Annotated in this window: 19 protein-coding genes; 5 read left to right on the top strand and 14 right to left on the bottom strand. The window is 65.8% G+C overall.

All coding sequences use genetic code 11. From position 1 onward, the window contains the following. Positions 1 to 2: 2 nt before the first annotated feature. From ACLBKT_RS03255 to glmU, 3 genes are read right to left on the bottom strand one after another with little or no spacing between them, the layout of a single operon-like run. Positions 3 to 599, bottom strand: coding sequence for an SOUL family heme-binding protein (locus ACLBKT_RS03255; RefSeq protein WP_410181538.1), 597 nt, complete (start codon positions 597 to 599; stop codon positions 3 to 5). Between the two features lie 57 nt (positions 600 to 656). Next, positions 657 to 923 (bottom strand): HNH endonuclease, encoded by a 267-nt coding sequence (locus ACLBKT_RS03250; protein ID WP_410181537.1) that lies wholly within the window; start codon positions 921 to 923, stop codon positions 657 to 659. Then, entirely contained in the window at positions 920 to 2,290 is a 1,371-nt protein-coding gene (gene glmU / locus ACLBKT_RS03245) for a bifunctional UDP-N-acetylglucosamine diphosphorylase/glucosamine-1-phosphate N-acetyltransferase GlmU (RefSeq protein ID WP_410181536.1), read from the bottom strand. The genes ACLBKT_RS03250 and glmU overlap by 4 nt, the downstream gene beginning before the upstream one ends. 75 nt (positions 2,291 to 2,365) lie before the next feature. Between glmU and ACLBKT_RS03240 the strand changes: the two genes are divergently transcribed. Next, positions 2,366 to 3,061: an HAD-IA family hydrolase gene (locus ACLBKT_RS03240; protein WP_410181535.1), complete on the top strand. Its 696-nt coding sequence runs from the start codon at positions 2,366 to 2,368 to the stop codon at positions 3,059 to 3,061. 123 nt (positions 3,062 to 3,184) lie between these two features. Next, positions 3,185 to 4,114: an SDR family NAD(P)-dependent oxidoreductase gene (locus ACLBKT_RS03235; protein ID WP_410181534.1), complete on the top strand. Its 930-nt coding sequence runs from the start codon at positions 3,185 to 3,187 to the stop codon at positions 4,112 to 4,114. 244 nt (positions 4,115 to 4,358) lie between these two features. Here the strand turns inward: ACLBKT_RS03235 and ACLBKT_RS03230 are convergent, their stop codons facing one another. The 5 genes from ACLBKT_RS03230 to ACLBKT_RS03210 form a co-directional block, all read right to left on the bottom strand. Then, the gene (locus ACLBKT_RS03230; RefSeq protein WP_410181533.1) at positions 4,359 to 4,955 is read right to left on the bottom strand and encodes a PilZ domain-containing protein; all 597 of its coding nucleotides are present in this window, start codon (positions 4,953 to 4,955) and stop codon (positions 4,359 to 4,361) included. Between the two features lie 264 nt (positions 4,956 to 5,219). Beyond that, complete coding sequence (locus ACLBKT_RS03225) at positions 5,220 to 5,576, bottom strand: DUF2794 domain-containing protein (protein ID WP_410183640.1); 357 nt, start codon at positions 5,574 to 5,576, stop codon at positions 5,220 to 5,222. Positions 5,577 to 5,592: 16 nt separating this feature from the next. Further along, positions 5,593 to 6,324 (bottom strand): serine O-acetyltransferase EpsC, encoded by a 732-nt coding sequence (gene epsC, locus ACLBKT_RS03220; protein ID WP_410181532.1) that lies wholly within the window; start codon positions 6,322 to 6,324, stop codon positions 5,593 to 5,595. Between the two features lie 48 nt (positions 6,325 to 6,372). Next, positions 6,373 to 7,026, bottom strand: coding sequence for an HdaA/DnaA family protein (locus ACLBKT_RS03215; protein ID WP_410181531.1), 654 nt, complete (start codon positions 7,024 to 7,026; stop codon positions 6,373 to 6,375). Positions 7,027 to 7,036: 10 nt separating this feature from the next. Next, positions 7,037 to 8,326, bottom strand: coding sequence for a heavy-metal-associated domain-containing protein (locus ACLBKT_RS03210; RefSeq protein WP_410181530.1), 1,290 nt, complete (start codon positions 8,324 to 8,326; stop codon positions 7,037 to 7,039). 69 nt (positions 8,327 to 8,395) lie between these two features. Between ACLBKT_RS03210 and purM the strand changes: the two genes are divergently transcribed. The 3 genes from purM (at position 8,396) to ACLBKT_RS03195 (ending at position 11,797) form a co-directional block, all read left to right on the top strand. After that, positions 8,396 to 9,517: a phosphoribosylformylglycinamidine cyclo-ligase gene (gene purM / locus ACLBKT_RS03205; RefSeq protein WP_410181529.1), complete on the top strand. Its 1,122-nt coding sequence runs from the start codon at positions 8,396 to 8,398 to the stop codon at positions 9,515 to 9,517. Between the two features lie 109 nt (positions 9,518 to 9,626). Then, on the top strand, positions 9,627 to 10,592 hold the full coding sequence (gene purN / locus ACLBKT_RS03200) for a phosphoribosylglycinamide formyltransferase (protein ID WP_410181528.1): 966 nt from the start codon (positions 9,627 to 9,629) through the stop codon (positions 10,590 to 10,592). After that, on the top strand, positions 10,592 to 11,797 hold the full coding sequence (locus ACLBKT_RS03195; protein ID WP_410181527.1) for a sulfotransferase: 1,206 nt from the start codon (positions 10,592 to 10,594) through the stop codon (positions 11,795 to 11,797). The genes purN and ACLBKT_RS03195 overlap by 1 nt, the downstream gene beginning before the upstream one ends. Positions 11,798 to 11,881: 84 nt before the next feature. Here ACLBKT_RS03195 and ndk read toward each other — a convergent pair whose 3' ends face one another. The 6 genes from ndk to ACLBKT_RS03165 form a co-directional block, all read right to left on the bottom strand. Then, entirely contained in the window at positions 11,882 to 12,304 is a 423-nt protein-coding gene (gene ndk, locus ACLBKT_RS03190) for a nucleoside-diphosphate kinase (RefSeq protein ID WP_410181526.1), read from the bottom strand. Between the two features lie 141 nt (positions 12,305 to 12,445). Continuing rightward, complete coding sequence (locus ACLBKT_RS03185) at positions 12,446 to 12,958, bottom strand: hypothetical protein (RefSeq protein ID WP_410181525.1); 513 nt, start codon at positions 12,956 to 12,958, stop codon at positions 12,446 to 12,448. Between the two features lie 82 nt (positions 12,959 to 13,040). Continuing rightward, positions 13,041 to 13,475: a DNA polymerase III subunit chi gene (locus tag ACLBKT_RS03180; RefSeq protein ID WP_410181524.1), complete on the bottom strand. Its 435-nt coding sequence runs from the start codon at positions 13,473 to 13,475 to the stop codon at positions 13,041 to 13,043. 15 nt (positions 13,476 to 13,490) lie between these two features. Next, positions 13,491 to 13,658, bottom strand: a complete 168-nt coding sequence (locus tag ACLBKT_RS03175; RefSeq protein ID WP_410181523.1) for a DUF2256 domain-containing protein — start codon at positions 13,656 to 13,658, stop codon at positions 13,491 to 13,493. Positions 13,659 to 13,668: 10 nt separating this feature from the next. Next, the gene (locus ACLBKT_RS03170) at positions 13,669 to 13,791 is read right to left on the bottom strand and encodes a hypothetical protein (RefSeq protein ID WP_410181522.1); all 123 of its coding nucleotides are present in this window, start codon (positions 13,789 to 13,791) and stop codon (positions 13,669 to 13,671) included. Next, a complete protein-coding gene (locus ACLBKT_RS03165) occupies positions 13,788 to 15,248 on the bottom strand; it encodes a leucyl aminopeptidase (protein WP_410181521.1) in 1,461 nt (486 codons plus the stop codon). Before ACLBKT_RS03165 ends, ACLBKT_RS03170 begins: the two co-directional genes overlap by 4 nt. Positions 15,249 to 15,355: the final 107 nt, after the last annotated feature.

Here is a 15,355-nt window from a genome sequence, read left to right as displayed (position 1 = left end):
GGTCACTTCGCCGCGACGGGGATCAGCACCTCGTTGCGGCGCAGCGGCCCCGGCACCATTGGCGCGTCGTAGAAGGCAAATTCGGCCTCGCCAGCAGGCATCAGGCCCTGCCCCATCATCCAGTCCCGCAGACGAGCCTCCATCAGCGCGAGATCGCGGGCTCCCCCATTGCCCGAGAACCGGATCGCCGCCATCCGCCGTGCAGGCATTTGGGTGAGCGTAATATCGCTCGGCGCAGGCGGCAGGGTTGCAAGCGTATATTTCGACGGCATCACAAACCGCATCCGCCATTCCCCCGGCTGGGTTTCGTCCTGAAGCACCGGCGCGGTCATGGCGATTTTCTCACCGCCTGCGGGGCGATCCTGCGCAAAGATATAGGCCGCGAGGCGCCGGAAGCTCGCACCACTGGCGCGTTCACGGCTGCCGGTGTGGCTCACTTCGGCGACGACCAGCGAGGGATAATCGCGCAGCTCGAAATCTTCGTCTGCGCTGACCAGCACAAAATCGGGTTCTTCGGTCTGGCGGTATTGCGCATACACCGCGGCAGCTCCCACAGCGGCAAGACCGATCCCGGCAGCGATCCAGCGTCCGGCGTTCATGGCGTTTCTCCTCATGACCTGCACCCCAAGCGGGCAAGCCAGCCGAAAGTTCCACCCCTACCGCGTCGGCGCGTCAAAATCGGCGGGCTTGTTGGCGATCCAGGCGACGAACTTCGCAATAGCGGGATTGTCGCGGATCACACTGGCGTTGTCGCCGATCCGGGCAAGTTCGTTGTTGGTGAAGTTGGCGTGGATCGTCTTGTGGCAGATCGGGTGGATCGGCACCTTCACCTTGCCCTTCTTCGCCTTGGGCACCGGGTGATGCCATTGGACGATATCGCCGAGCGGGCGGCTGCACAGCCAGCAAGTGGGCGTATCGCTCACCCCTTTTTCTCCGCTGCCTTTTTCTTCTTCATTGCATCGTGGAAGCGGTCGGCCCAGCCGTCCTTCACCAGCTGCTCGGCGCGCACCATCCTGAGTTCACCCGGCGCGACATCGCGGCTGACCGCCGATCCGGCCGCGACAATCGCATCCGCGCCGATGGACACGGGCGCGATGAGGGACGAGTTGGAACCGATGAAGGCCCCCGGCCCGATCACGGTCTTGTACTTGAAATAGCCGTCATAATTGCAGGTGATCGTGCCCGCCCCGATATTTGCGCCCGCGCCGATGGTGGCATCGCCGAGATAGGTCAGGTGGCTCGCCTTGGCGCCCTTGTGCATCACCGCGTTCTTCACCTCGACGAAGTTGCCGATGAAGCTGTCCTCTTCCAGCACTGTGCCGGGACGCAGACGCGCGAAGGGGCCAACCTTGACCCCGCTGGCGAGAGTTGCGCCCTCGATGTGGCTGTTGGCACGGATCAGCACCTTGTCGGCAACGCGGACGCCGGGGCCGAAGAAGACATTGGGCTCGATCGTGACATCGCTGCCCAGCACGGTGTCGTGGGCGAAGAAGACCGTTTCGGGCGCGATCAGGGTCGCACCGTCGTCCATCGCTTGAAGTCGGCGCGCGGCCTGCCAGCGCGCTTCGGCGGCGGCGAGTTCGGCGCGGGAATTGATCCCGGCCACTTCGTCCGCGCTGTCCGCGGTAATGACCGCGCAGGTGCGCCCGTCCGCGATGGCGATATTGACGATGTCAGGGAGGTAGTATTCCCCCTGTGCATTGTCATTGCCGACCCGCGCGAGCAGGGCGAAGAGATCGGCGGCGCGCGCCGCGATCAGGCCCGAATTGCACAAGTGGCAAGCGCGCTCGCTTTCGTCTGCATCCTTGTATTCGACCATCTTGAGGATGGTCCCCGCATCATCCGCGATCACTCGGCCATAGGCGAGCGGGTCCTCCGGCTCAAAGCCGAGCACCACGGCAGCGGGATTGTCCTCACCGTGCAGCCGTTCGAGCATGGCGCGCATCGTGCTCGCCTTGACGAAGGGAACGTCGCCGTAGAGCACCAGCACATCGCCCGCAAAACCTTCCAGCGCGCCTTCGGCCTGCTGCACCGCATGGCCGGTGCCGAGCTGCGGCTCTTGCAGGCAGGTCACAGCGCGCGCTCCCACCGCCGTCTCGATCTGCTCACGCCCTGCGCCTACGACCACGGCGGTGCGCTCCGGCCCCAGTTCGGCGACGCTCGCCATCAGGTGATCGAGCATCGCGCGGCCTGCGATTTTGTGCAGCACCTTGTGCGTGTCGCTCTTCATGCGGGTGCCCTTGCCCGCAGCAAGGATGATGGCGGCAAACGGCGTCGAAGTGTCAGTCATGAAGCCCCCTGTAATCGCACCCGCGCCTGCCAGCAAATGCTTGCGGTTTGAAGAACCATCCGCCACCCGTCCCCCATGAACACCATCCCCTTTGACGCCGTCGGCTTCGACCTTGACGGCACCCTGCTCGATACCTTCCGCGATCTGGGCGCGGCTGTGAACCATTCGCTGCGGCTGGGCGGCTTTTCCGAGGTGTCGGTGGAGACCTCGAAAGACCTGATCGGCGGCGGCGCCAAGATCATGCTCGCCCGCGCGATCGAGGCGCAGGGCGGCGTGGACGCGGCGGAGTTCAAGCGCCTCTACAAAGCGATGCTGGGGTTCTACGAACAGAACAACGCCGTCCACACCGTCCCTTACCCCGGTGTCCGCGAGGCGCTGGCCGAGCTCGCCGCAGCGGGAGTGCGGATGGCGGTCGTCACCAACAAGTTCGAAGCTTTCGCGCGCACCGTGCTGACCCAGCTCGATCTGATTGGCGCCTTCGAAACGGTGATCGGCGGCGATTCCATGGGCAAAGGCCCGGATGGCCAGTTCCTCGCCAAGCCCCACCCCGCCCCCGTCCTCGCTGCGCGCGATGCCTTGGGCGGCGGCCGCTTCGTCTTCATCGGCGATTCCACCTATGACGTGCGCGCCGCCAAATCGGCGGGCGTGCCGGTGCTCGCGGCGGCCTACGGCTATTGCGACAAGCCCCCGCATGAGCTTGGCGCGGACGCAGTGATCGATTCGTTTGCAGGCCTGATTCCCGCCCTCGGAGCCTTCAACACGGCGGCCTGACCTTACGGCATCGCACCCTGTCAGTTCGGATGTTGCAAGCCGGGCGCGAAAGTGCCACGCAGCGCCCGCATATTGCTTTACGCAGGCGTAAACCGCGCCGCATGTTTGGACAGGAGAACCCACATGACCATCAGCTTCAAGGACAAGGTCGCCATCGTCACCGGTGCAGGCGGCGGGCTCGGCAAGGCCTATGCACTCGAGCTCGCGCGTCGCGGCGCGAAGGTTGTCGTGAACGACCTCGGCGGTTCGCGCGATGGCACTGGCACCTCGGACGCCGCCGCGCAGGTCGTCGCCGAGATCGAAGCGATGGGCGGCGAGGCGATCGCCAATGGCGGTTCGGTCACCGAATTCGAGCAGATGGAAAAGATGGTCGCTGACGCCAAGCAGAAGTGGGGCGGCGTCCATGTGCTGATCAACAACGCGGGCGTGCTGCGCGACAAGACCTTCGCCAAGATGGAGCCGGCCGACTTCGAATTCGTCGTCAAGGTGCACCTCACCGGCTCGGCCTTCGCCACAAAGGCGGCGTGGGAAACCATGCGCGAACAGGGCTATGGCCGCATCCTGATGACCGCGTCCTCGACCGGCCTGTTCGGCAATTTCGGTCAGGCGAACTACGGCGCGGCGAAGCTCGGCCTCGCAGGCCTCACCAAGACGCTGGCGCTCGAAGGCGCGAAGTACAATGTGCGCTGCAACACCCTCTCGCCGGTCGCGGGCACCCGCATGACCGAAGACCTCTTCCCTGAAGAAGCTTTCAAGTTGTTCGCGCCCGAGAACGTGGTCCCGGCCGCGCTGTTCCTCGTCAGTGACGATGCTCCGACCAACGCCATCGTCGGCGCGGGTGCGGGCGGCTACCACTCCTCGTGGACGGTGATGAACGACGCCGTGTGGCTGCCGGAAGAAGAGCGCACGCTCGAAGGCTTCGCCGCACGCTGGGAAGAGATCAATTCCTTCACCAACCTCATCGCCCCGCAATCGGGCAGCGAGCAATCGGGCAACATCCTGCGCGCCATGCAGAAGGTTACGGGGACGGGGCCGAGCTCGGCGCGCGGCTGATCGACCGGCGCCACGCACCACACCAAGGCCCGTCCCCGCAAGGGGGCGGGCCTTTGCTGTGACATTTCCGTTTGGATGTCCTGTGCCCGATCTTCCGTGCCCGATGGGTCTGGTCGGGTGTCGCTCGTAGATACTTGGCCTGATAATCTCTCAGGATCGTGCGGGTGGCCATTTTGGCCGCGCTGAAGGCCAGCGACTGCTGAACAATGCCCCGGATGACTTTTCGGCGGGGAAAGGCGCAAGATCAGAAGATAAGAATGCTTCCTAAGCCAATGAGCAAACCGAGAACCGCAGACATGGCGATGACAGCGGCGGCGCGCCGTTTGCCGCTTTGGTCAATTGTCGATTTTTCCGGCAGGAAATCACCGGCCGCCTGCGCACCGCTGGTCACCGGCTTGTCGGGCTGTTTTCCGCGTGCGCCAAGCACGTCGACCAAGCGCAAGCTCCTGGGACGATCAACGGGCGCGCCGATGACCCAACTCTGAGCGGCAAGCATCGCTTCCATTTCAGCCAGTGTCTCGGAGTCCACGGCTTCCCCGCGAAGGTTCAGCACAATTGATTTCGGCAGCTTCTCCTCGAACTGAATACCGACGAGATTGCCGCGAACCCATTTGACGGTGCCAAAGATCCTCAACTTCCTGAGGGAAAGCCAAATCGACTGATCAGGAGCAAGTTTTTGATCCGTCTCTACCCGAGCTCCGCCAAGGGACAGATCGCGTATCGAACACGGCGTGCGGCCAAGCGGTGAATCAAGATATCCGCGCAGCGTCACATCGGCTCTGCCGTAGGTTCGATGACAGGCCTCACTTGCGGCTAATTTGGCTGTGTTCAAACTAACCATCTCAGGATATTGGCAATTCTTCGCTAATGCCTTTTTAATGCCTGTATCCGTAGTCGCCTATGTCATTTTGTCTTTTGACGGCGACCGATGGATGGGTTGGTCCTGTTTGGGCGTCATCAGGGAACCGCCCCTTAGCCGCTTTCCGCTCCGATCAGCCTCGGCCCCAAAACCAACGTGCCCGTCACCCTGTTTCCGCCCCGAGATAGCAATGCTGGAAGCCCGAAAGCCGCCGCTGATGCAGCTGGCGCGCACGACACCGCGAGACTAGTCGTCCACCGCCTTCAGCAGCCGACGCTCCATCGGGGCGAGGACGTTGGCGAGGTCGTGCCCGCGCTTCAACACTTGTCCGTGTTCGCCGAAAAGCGTCCACATCCCCTGCTTGGAACGCAGGGCCGGGCGCTTCTCCAGCCGCGCTTGAGGCCGTTCGGCCGTACGACGGAAGGCGGCGAAGGTCGCCGCATGGGCATCGAAATCCATCGCATAATCGCGCCATTGCCCGGCCGCGACCATCCGCCCGTAGAGATCGAGAATCCGTGTGAGTTCGGCCCGTTCGAACCCGACCTGATCTGCGCTCCGTCCGGGAAAGGGAACCACCTGACCATGGCCGCCCGGGCTCTGCATGCCTGAGGTCAACCGGCTAATCCTTGGCCGCGCTCTTGCGGATGCGCACCGGCGCAGGCGGTTCAGCGCGTTCGGCCAGCATTGCCTTCATCAGCGCCATTTCCTCGCGCATCGAGACAATCTCGCCCTCAAGCTTTTCGATGCAGTCACGGCGCGGGCTGCCCTGTTCATCGCAGGGGGGATCATCGCAGGGCGTGCCATAGGGGATGAATTCGCGCAGCCATTCTTCGGCGGGCACCAGCGTCGAGCGGGCCTTGAGGCCGATCATGGTCGCGCCAGCGGGCACATCCTCGGTCACGACCGCATTGGCGCCGACCCGCGCCCGTTCTCCCACCACGATCGGCCCGATGATCTGCGCGCCCGAACCGATGATGACATTGTCCATCAAGGTCGGGTGACGCTTGCCGCCCTTGCCGTTGGTCGGGTTGGAGCCGCCCAGCGTGACGCATTGGTAGATCGTGACATTATCGCCGATCTCCGCCGTCTCACCGATCACGGTGAAGCCGTGGTCGATGAAGAAATTCTTGCCGATGGTGGCACCCGGATGGATGTCGATCGCGGTCACGGCGCGGGAAAAATGGTTCACAAACCGCGCGAGGAAATAGAGCCGCGCCTCGAACAGCCAATGCGCCACGCGGTGCAGCCCGAGCGCGAGCACGCCGGGGTAAAGCAGGATTTCCCAGCGCGAACGCGGCGCAGGATCGCGCGCCCGCACCGAGTCGAGATAGCTGATCAGCTGTTCAAACATTGCCCCGTCACATTCCCACCAAAGCCTGCGCGATGCAACTCGCAGGGCCTAGAACAGGCGCTGCTGTTCGGGGCCATGCAGGGCCTCGAGCGCGGCGCGCCACACAGACATGGTGGCCGGCGTCTGGCGTTCAAGAGAGATCCGGTCGATTGCCGCCACCAGCGCCTCGATCGCGGCAAAGCTGCGGGTGGTGCGCGGCACCAGATAGTCGCTCGCCCCGTCCGCCAGAATAAGCCCGCGTTGCTGGGCATGGGCGAGGATCAGCTCTCCCGCCATCTCGTCATCAGGCGCGCGGATTTCGAGCTGCAAGGATCCGCCGATGCGGGAGGCGAGATCAGGCAATGCGATGCGCCAGCCGCCGTGATCAGGATCGGCATTGGCGATCAGGAGCAGCGCACTGCCCTCACGCGAACCGCCCTGCTGAACGGCGTTCCAGCGGTGGAACAGGGCTGTCTCGTCGAGGGTTTCGGCATCATCGATTACATCGAGCTGGCCTGCGCCGTGGAGGCTCTGCACCCAGCGGCCCAGCACCGTCTTCCCAGAGCGCGGTGGGCCGATCAGCACGGCGACGTGAAAGGGCCAATGCTCGGGCGTCTGCAACGCCTCGATCACCGCTGCATTGGCCGAACCGACAACGATCCGCAGTGCCCCCGCAGGCGCACGCGCTGCCAGCGGCAGGGCAATCTGGGACGGCTCGCCCATCGCGGCGGCCTTAGCGGCTGATCGCGAGCGCGCCCGCCCCGCGCCGCACGCTGAACCCGCGCGCTTCCAGAGCGGCGGCGAGGTCTTCAAGCGAACCGGCATAGCTCACCGCCATCACCGAAGTGCCGCCGATCGCGGTGCTGGTGACGCCCACGCCGCGCACGCCGCCGGTCCCGCGCACTGCGCCAAGCGCCGAATCAAACGCGGCGGCATCGGGAGTCGCAAACTGCACCGTGATGCTCCGCACCGCAGCTTCGCCCGGCTCGACCCCGGCGACAGGCTCGGCTTCGATCCGCGGCACGGCGCCGGCGGCCGCGGCCGCTTCGGCAGCCTTGCGCGCCTGAGCGGCGCGCCCGATCTCGATCAGCCGCTGGATCGCGGGATCAATCTCCCCCCCGGCGCCGAACCGCAGGCTCGGGTCAGGACGCAAAGTCCCGGCGTTCAGCGCGGCGGTGAAAATGCCATCCATCCGCTCGACCGCCTGCGCCAGCATCGCCGGGAGCGCCTCGGCGCTGTCGGCCTTGAGCGTGAAGGTCTCGAGCGGGCGGCTGTCGGGGCCGTAGCGCGCGGTGAAGGTGCCGCTTACCGGCCCGCCGGGGAATTGATGATCGAGCCGGGCAAAGGCCATCAGCACATCGGTCGCGCCATATTGATCCAGCGTCGAGCGCCACCACGCGCGGCTGCGCCTGCCCGCCTGCCCGAAATTGACCAACAGCGAATCGCCCCCCGCCCCGGACAGGCGGACATAATCGATCCGGCTTGTGCCCGGATTGAACTCGGCCCAGGCGCGCTGCCACGGGTTCCGCTGTTCGAAGGTGATATAGGCCCCGCCCGAATCCTGCACCGGGATCAGCAACAGCGGAGCCGATCGCACCTGCTGCGCCGCGCCGCCGAGATAGGAGCCCGCGCGCTGGCGATCGAACACGACGCCCAGGGTGGCGATGTAACGCCGGGGGCCCAACCGCTCCTGCTCGATCACGATGGCCGAGACCAGTCCATCGAGCTGGCTGTCAGACAGCTTGGGGCCTTTCAGCTTCTCCCACGCCTTGCGCTGCGCCTCGCGCCAGCCATTGGCGCGGGCATCCTCGGCGCTCTTGCCCTTCACATCGACGGTGATGCCCTTGACCTCGATGTCGGCGCTGGCGGCGGTGGGCGCGATGCCGCGCTCGCCCGCGACCTGCGCCACCAAGGCATAGCCGCCGCCCAGCAGCGCAAGCGCCAAAGCCGCACCGCCAAGCCAGCGCCGCAGGGGACGAACGGAGGCAGCACCGGGGCTCTGAAGGGAAAGAGACGCGCTCATGGGGAAAATCGCGTCTCCTTTGCCCAATGGCGAGTGGAATTCCAAGCGCGAAAGGCTATGGGACTGCGCATGACTTCGGGGACAAACGAGAGCAGCCCGCCGCAAGGCACCGGCTACACCTATGCCGACGCGGGCGTTTCGATCGCTGCGGGCAATGCGCTGGTGAAGGCCATCGCCCCCTTGGCGAAGGCCACGGCGCGCCCCGGTGCGACCAGCGAGTTGGGAGGGTTCGGCGGCTTTTTCGACCCCAAGGCGGCGGGCTACACCGATCCCTTGCTGGTCGCCGCCAATGATGGCGTGGGCACCAAGCTGAAGCTCGCCATCGAGCATGACCGGCACGACAGCGTCGGGATCGATCTGGTCGCGATGTGCGTCAATGACCTGATCGTGCAGGGCGCCGAGCCGCTGTTCTTCCTCGACTATTTCGCCACTGGCAAGCTGGAGAACGGCGTCGCCGAGAGGGTGATCGCGGGGATCGCGGACGGGTGCAAACTCGCGGGCTGCGCACTGATCGGCGGCGAGACGGCGGAGATGCCGGGGATGTATGCTGAGGGCGACTATGACCTTGCCGGCTTTTGCGTCGGCGCGGTCGAGCGCGGCGAGCAGCTGGCGGGCGAGAGGGTCGCAGCGGGCGATGTCCTGCTGGGGCTGGCTTCGAGCGGGGTGCATTCCAACGGCTATTCGCTGGTGCGCCGCTTGGCTGCGGACAAGGGCTGGAAGCTGAACCGCCCCGCCCTGTTCGATCAGGAGCAACTGCTGATTGACGCCCTGATCGCGCCGACGCGGATCTATGTGGCGAGCCTCCTGCCGCTGATCCGTGCGGGGCTGATCAATGCCCTCGCCCACATCACCGGCGGCGGGCTGCTGGAGAACATCCCGCGCATCCTGCCCGATGGCGCGCACGCGGTGGTCGATGCCGACCTCTGGCCCCAGCCACGGCTGATGGCTTTCCTCCAGGCGCAGGGGAACATCGAGCCGGAAGAAATGGCGCGCACCTTCAACTGCGGGGTGGGCATGGTGCTGGCCGTCAGCGAAGCGAATGTCGCCGAAGTCACCGCCAAGCTCGAAGCGGCGGGCGAGAGCGTGTTCACGGTCGGACGCATCGAAGCGGGCGCAAAGGGCTGCACCGTTCGCGGTTCGGTCGAGACTTGGTCGGCGAAAGCGGATTGGACAGCCACCCACCTTGCATAATCCGTCACCCTGAACTTGTTTCAGGGTCCATCGTGCCGCAAGAACCCGCGGTGACTTGGGGAGGAATGGATGCTGGAAGCGAAGCTCTGCTTGCAGAAACGAGTTCAGCATGACGATTAAATCAAGGATCGCCGTCCTCATCTCCGGCGCGGGGACCAATATGGCTGCGCTCGTCTATGCCAGCCGGATCGGCGATTGCCCCTATGAGATCGTGCTGGTCGCCAGCAATGACCCCGCCGCCCCCGGCCTCGCGCTCGCCGCCGCCGAGGGGATCGCGACCTTCGCCCACCCTCACAAGGGCATGACCCGCGAAGCACATGATGCCGCGATGGAAGCCGCCGTGCGGCAAGCGGGGGCGGACACCATCGTGCTGGCGGGCTATATGCGCATCCTCTCGGACGGATTTGTGGAACGCTGGCAGGGCCGGATGCTCAACATCCACCCTTCGCTGCTGCCGCTCTACAAGGGGCTCGACACCCACGCCCGCGCCATCGCGGCCGGAGACAGCCATGGCGGCGCCAGCGTCCACTTGGTCACGCCGGAATTGGACGCGGGCGAAGTGCTGGCGCAGGTGCGGGTCCCGATCGTGGCGGGCGATACGGCCGAGAGCCTCGCCGAACGGGTCAAGCTTGCCGAACACCAGCTCTACCCGCGCGCCGTGGCGGATTACGTGTCGCGCTGGCGCAACCCTGCATGGCTGCTGGAGCGGCTGCGGGAACGCGCGCTGGCGCTCCCCGAAACCAGCGAACAGGAGAGCTTCGGTTCGGCTGGTTTCCGCGTCGGCGAGGGCAAATCGGGCAAATATTTCGCCTATTTCTCCGACCGCCCCCACGGCCACGAACGCATCGCACTGCTGGTCAAGACCAGCGGGATGGACGAGCTCCACACTCTCGTCGAAGATCAGCCCGAGACCTATTTCAAGCCCGCCTTCTACGGCGCGAGCGGCTGGGTCGGGATCATCCTGGATCGCCCCGATCTTGACTGGGGCGATGTCGATGCGTGGCTCCAGCGCAGCTGGCGCAGCGTTGCACCCAAGCGGCTGACGCGGATGCTGGACATCGCGGACGAATTCTGATGGCGCCCACCCGCGATCACCTGCTGGCCCGCGGACCTGTGGCCGAGAAAGCCAACGCCTTCCTCGGCAAGGCGTGGGAGCGCGGGTGGCTGCCCCCGCCGGTCCTCGAACCCGAAGAGATGTGGGCCATCGCCACCAAGGCGCACGGCGCGCGCGCCGAGGCGGCCGAACATGGCGGGCGATCCGAGGAGGACGTGGCCGATTTCCGCGAGCGGCTCGCCCGGCTCATCGCGGCGCTGGAAGACGAGGCCGATCTCAACCCGTTGGGTCGCGCGATGGCGTGGGGGCAGCTGGCGCGGGTGGTGAAGAACCGTCTCGCCTTCGGCACGCTGTGGCTGGAACGGCCCGAGTTGCTCGAAACCCCGCTCGCCCCACCGATCATCGTCATCGGCCATATGCGATCCGGCACGACCCGCATCCACACGCTGCTCGCCGCTGATCCCGCGCACTCGCACACCCGCTACTGCGACGCCTATCACCCCGTCCCCGCTCGGCTCGGCATGAACCGCGTCAAGGCGGCGATGGAGCTGGCGATGCTCGGCCTGCTCAACCCGTGGATGCAATCGATCCACCCGATGGCGGCGAGCGGGGTCGAGGAGGAGCTCGCCTGGCTCAGCGCCGCGCTCCACCATTCGATCTACGAATCGCAGTGGCATATCCCGGCCTATTCGGCGTGGAGCGAAGCGCGCGACCCCGCGCCGGTTTACCGCGAGTTTGCCCGCATCCTGCGCACCGATGCCGCCATCCGCAGCGTGGCAGACAAGCCGCGCGTGCTCAAAGTCCCCGCCTTTGCCGAAGATCTGACAACCCTGCTGTCGCTGTTCCCCGATGCGCGGCTGGTGATCGCCCACCGGGCGCATGACGCGGTGTTGCGCAGCGCGGTATCCCTCGCGGCGAACCAGATGGCGATCCAGTCGGATAACTGTGACCTCGCCAGCATCGAGGCGCGCTGGCGGCACAAGATCGCCCTGCGCGAGGCGCGCATGGCGGAGGCGCTGGCGGACTGGCAGGGGCCGATAGCGCGGCTGACCTTCGAAGACCTCAACGCCGATTGGGAGGGCGCGATTGCGCGCTGCTATGCTGATCTCGGCATCACGCTGACTGGACCTGCGCTGCTGGGGATGCGCAGCGTGATGACGGCGAGCGAAGCGGGCCAGCACCGCGCCCACGCCGAGCAACTGGCGCGGTTTGCGGAGGCGGGCTGATCTCCCCCTCGCCTAGGGGAGGGGAGAAAAACAAAAGGGCCGCCCCATCGGGACGGCCCTTTCTATATCGTCAGGCGCAAAGCCTTAGCCGACGATTTCGTCTTCGTTGAAGAAGAAGGCGATTTCGATCGCGGCGTTTTCTTCCGAGTCCGAACCGTGAACGGTGTTCTCGCCGATCGACAGCGCCAGTTCCTTGCGGATCGTGCCCGGCGCGGCGTCGGCCGGGTTGGTCGCGCCCATCACTTCGCGGTTCTTCGCGACGGCGTCTTCGCCTTCGAGCACCTGCACCACCACCGGTTCGCTCATCATGAAGTCGACGAGTTCGCCAAAGAACGGGCGCTCACGGTGAACGCCGTAGAAGCCTTCGGCCTGTTCGCGGGTCATGTGGATGCGCTTGGAGGCGACGACGCGCAGGCCGGCGTCTTCCAGCATCTTGGTGACGGCGCCGGTCAGGTTGCGACGGGTGGCGTCGGGCTTGATGATCGAAAAGGTGCGGGTGACCGCCATGATAATGCTCCTGTGAACGTCTGTTCTGGTAAGGGGGATATTGGCCGCGCCCCGTAGATGCTGCGCTGCAAAATGGCAAGCATCCCCGCACCGGTGGCCGAACACAGCCGCCAGACGACAATTTGCGCAGGTCGATTGGGCTTAGCCGCCCTTCTTGGTGCCGATGATAATCTGCCCGGTGGTGGCGCTGTCATCGCCGGTCGTGGCAGTGACCGAGATCGAGGATTCATCCGCCTTGCGCTCACCGCCGATCATCACGGTGCCATTGGTGGTCATTTCCAGCTGGATGTCGAACCCAGCCGCCTTGGCCGCGTCACGGTAGTGAGCGACGACCTTGTCGGCGGGCGCATCGGCCTCGAACGCGACCATTGTGCCCTGTCCGTCCGGCTGGTTGACGACGGTGTTGGTGATGACCTTCGAACCCGGGAACAGCGTGAAGCCCGCGGGCAGGCTCACCGGCACATCCGCGCCCGATCGCAGGGTGGCCTCGCCATCCTCGCCCTTGATCGTCATGCTGGTTTCGCCGGTGTCCTTGTCGATGGTGTATTCGGCGTTCTCGCCATCGGCGGTGGTGAATTCGCCCGAGGTTTCCGAACCGCAGGCCGCCAGCGCCAGAGCGCCGCCGCACACCATCACCCGTGCCAACCATGTCATTGCCCAACTCCCCCTATCGAAGCGGGATGCAGCATCTCTTATTGCACGCGGAGGTGCAAGCCCCTCAACCCTTCATCGCTCGCTACCCCTTTTTCACCCAGCGCCCGTCTTCCTGCGCGAAATAGGCACGGGTGACATCCTCACGCCCGTCATGCGCGCGCCAAGCGAGCCGGGCGGCGGGGGCGGCGTCGGGCGGGAAGAGCAGGAACACGCGGGCAAAGTCGCTGCTTTCGCGGAACGTGCCATCGGCGAGGATCAGGTGGCTCGCCCCGTTGCTGGCGGCGATGTCGGGGGATAGCAGGATCGGCTGACGTTCGGCGCCGGGCGCGTCCGCCTCGCCATTGGCGAGAAAGGTCTCCGGCCCGGCCTGCCACAGCGTCCGGGCGATCACGGCGCGCTGTTCGGCATCGGCGGAGACGACCAGCACCCGCTCGCCTTCACCCAGCGCGCGCTTGGCGATCAGGGCGACGACCTTTTCGAGCGGGTCATGGGTGTATTGCCAGAAATCGAGCTTCATCAGTCTGCGTCTGTCCTACCGCTGTGCCACTTGAGGACGGGGGGCCTTCGCGCCGCGGCACCGATCGGAACAATACTTCACATTGTCCCAATCCCGCTCCCACTTCTTGCGCCATGTAAAGGGCAGCCCGCAGGCAAGGCAGGTTTTGGTCGGCAGATCCGATTTTTTGCGCATTTTCGGCATGACATGCGCCTCAATGACCGGCGGGCGCGTGCGCGCCCTTGGCTTCCGCGCTCACGCGGCCCAGCCGCCGCATGGCTGCGGGCGACCCGTCGGCCTTGCGGCACTGCGGGCCGATGAGCGCTGGTCCGATCAATTCTCCGCCACGTCCCGGATGAACTGGTCGAGCAGGCGCACGCCGTATCCAGTCGCGCCCTTGTCCCAGGTCTGGCCCGGCTTGTTCGACCAGACCACGCCCGCGATATCGAGATGCGCCCAGGGGGTGCCGTTTCTGACGAAGCGCTGGATGAATTGCGCGGCGGTGATCGAGCCGGCCTCGCGCGGACCGACATTCTTGATGTCGGCGATCGGCGAATCGATCAGCTTGTCGTAATTCGGCGAGAGCGGCATCCGCCACAGCTTGTCCCCGCTGGTCAGGCCTGCTGCCGAGAGCTGCGCCGCCAAAGTGTCGTCATTCGCGAACATCCCGCCGTGCTCATGGCCGAGGCTGATGATCATCGCGCCGGTGAGCGTGGCGACATCGATGATGCGCGCAGGGTCATATTGCTCCTGCGCCCAGTGGAGCGCATCGCAGAGAACCAGGCGACCCTCGGCATCGGTGTTGAGCACTTCGACAGTCTGCCCGCTCATTGTGGTGACGACATCGCCGGGGCGCATCGCCTTGCCATCGGGCATGTTCTCGACGAGGCCCACGACCCCGATCACGTTCGCCTTGGCCTTGCGGCTGACGATCGCCAGCATTGCGCCGACCACCGCGCCTGCGCCGCCCATGTCCCACTTCATGTCTTCCATGCCCGGCGGCGGCTTCAGCGAGATGCCGCCCGTGTCGAAGGTTACGCCCTTGCCGACGAACACGGTCGGCCTGTCCCCCGCCGTGCCGCCGTTCCAGCGGATCGCAAGCAGCTTCGATTCGCGGTCGGAGCCCTGCCCGACGCCGACCAGCGCGCCCATGCCGAGCGCGGTCATCTCCGCTTCGCCCAGCACGGTCAGCTCCGCGCCGGTGCCCGCGAAGGCTTCCTCGCAGGCGGCAACAAAGGTTGCGGGGTAGAGGATGTTGGCCGGTTCAGTCACCAGTCGGCGGGTGAACTCCACCCCCTGGGCGAGCGCCGATTCCCGCTCCCACGCCGCGGCGAGACCCTCGGGCGCGCCGGTCACGTGAACCGTGGTCAGCGAGGGGCGCTTGTCCGCAGCGAGGCGCGTGCGGTACTTGTCGTGCCGCCAGCCGCGCAGGCGCAGGCCGAGCAACACCGCCGCCGCATCGTCCGCCGAAAGCCCGGCATGGGCAAGATCGACCACGATCGCCGTCTCACCCGAAGCAAGATATTTCGCGGTCAGCGCGGCGCCTGCGCGCTCGAGGTTCGCGCGGCGGTCAGCGGCATCGACCTCGCCCGCGCCCGCCAGCGCAATCCGTTTGACCGAATCCCCGAGATTCGCAAAGCCTTCAAACACTTGCCCGGCCCGACCCGTAAAGCGCGAAGCCGCCGCGCCTTCAACGAACGTCACATCAAGGCCGGTGATCGCCGCCCCCTGATTGATCACCCGCGCATGCAGGCGAATATCGGTGGGAGGGGTGGCAGTGAGGTGGATTTGCATGAGTACTCCGAAGAAGCATGAGGGCGGTCATGCGGACATGGTGTCCAGCACGTGCGACGAGCCGCGCGTCAGGGGGCGCAAACGCGATTGCGATTAGGCCCGAGCGG

Source organism: Erythrobacter sp. W302b, from assembly GCF_046452395.1.
In the GTDB taxonomy this organism is placed as follows: Bacteria; Pseudomonadota; Alphaproteobacteria; order Sphingomonadales; family Sphingomonadaceae; genus Erythrobacter.
Note: the sequence above shows the minus strand (reverse complement) of the source record. Positions and strands in the feature narration are given on the sequence as shown.

Bases quoted from the DNA above. Each gene is read 5' to 3' on its own strand.
- ACLBKT_RS03165 (WP_410181521.1), bottom strand. From the start codon at position 15,248: ATGCAAATCCACCTCACTGCCACCCCTCCCACCGATATTCGCCTGCAT.
- ACLBKT_RS03180 (WP_410181524.1), bottom strand. From the start codon at position 13,475: ATGAAGCTCGATTTCTGGCAATACACCCATGACCCGCTCGAAAAGGTC.
- ACLBKT_RS03230 (WP_410181533.1), bottom strand. From the start codon at position 4,955: ATGGTTAGTTTGAACACAGCCAAATTAGCCGCAAGTGAGGCCTGTCAT.
- ACLBKT_RS03225 (WP_410183640.1), bottom strand. From the start codon at position 5,576: ATGCAGAGCCCGGGCGGCCATGGTCAGGTGGTTCCCTTTCCCGGACGG.
- ACLBKT_RS03235 (WP_410181534.1), top strand. From the start codon at position 3,185: ATGACCATCAGCTTCAAGGACAAGGTCGCCATCGTCACCGGTGCAGGC.
- ACLBKT_RS03240 (WP_410181535.1), top strand. From the start codon at position 2,366: ATGAACACCATCCCCTTTGACGCCGTCGGCTTCGACCTTGACGGCACC.
- ACLBKT_RS03210 (WP_410181530.1), bottom strand. From the start codon at position 8,326: ATGAGCGCGTCTCTTTCCCTTCAGAGCCCCGGTGCTGCCTCCGTTCGT.
- ACLBKT_RS03255 (WP_410181538.1), bottom strand. From the start codon at position 599: ATGAACGCCGGACGCTGGATCGCTGCCGGGATCGGTCTTGCCGCTGTG.
- purN (WP_410181528.1), top strand. From the start codon at position 9,627: ATGACGATTAAATCAAGGATCGCCGTCCTCATCTCCGGCGCGGGGACC.
- purM (WP_410181529.1), top strand. From the start codon at position 8,396: ATGACTTCGGGGACAAACGAGAGCAGCCCGCCGCAAGGCACCGGCTAC.
- epsC (WP_410181532.1), bottom strand. From the start codon at position 6,324: ATGTTTGAACAGCTGATCAGCTATCTCGACTCGGTGCGGGCGCGCGAT.
- ACLBKT_RS03175 (WP_410181523.1), bottom strand. From the start codon at position 13,658: ATGCCGAAAATGCGCAAAAAATCGGATCTGCCGACCAAAACCTGCCTT.
- ACLBKT_RS03215 (WP_410181531.1), bottom strand. From the start codon at position 7,026: ATGGGCGAGCCGTCCCAGATTGCCCTGCCGCTGGCAGCGCGTGCGCCT.
- ndk (WP_410181526.1), bottom strand. From the start codon at position 12,304: ATGGCGGTCACCCGCACCTTTTCGATCATCAAGCCCGACGCCACCCGT.
- glmU (WP_410181536.1), bottom strand. From the start codon at position 2,290: ATGACTGACACTTCGACGCCGTTTGCCGCCATCATCCTTGCTGCGGGC.
- ACLBKT_RS03195 (WP_410181527.1), top strand. From the start codon at position 10,592: ATGGCGCCCACCCGCGATCACCTGCTGGCCCGCGGACCTGTGGCCGAG.
- ACLBKT_RS03185 (WP_410181525.1), bottom strand. From the start codon at position 12,958: ATGACATGGTTGGCACGGGTGATGGTGTGCGGCGGCGCTCTGGCGCTG.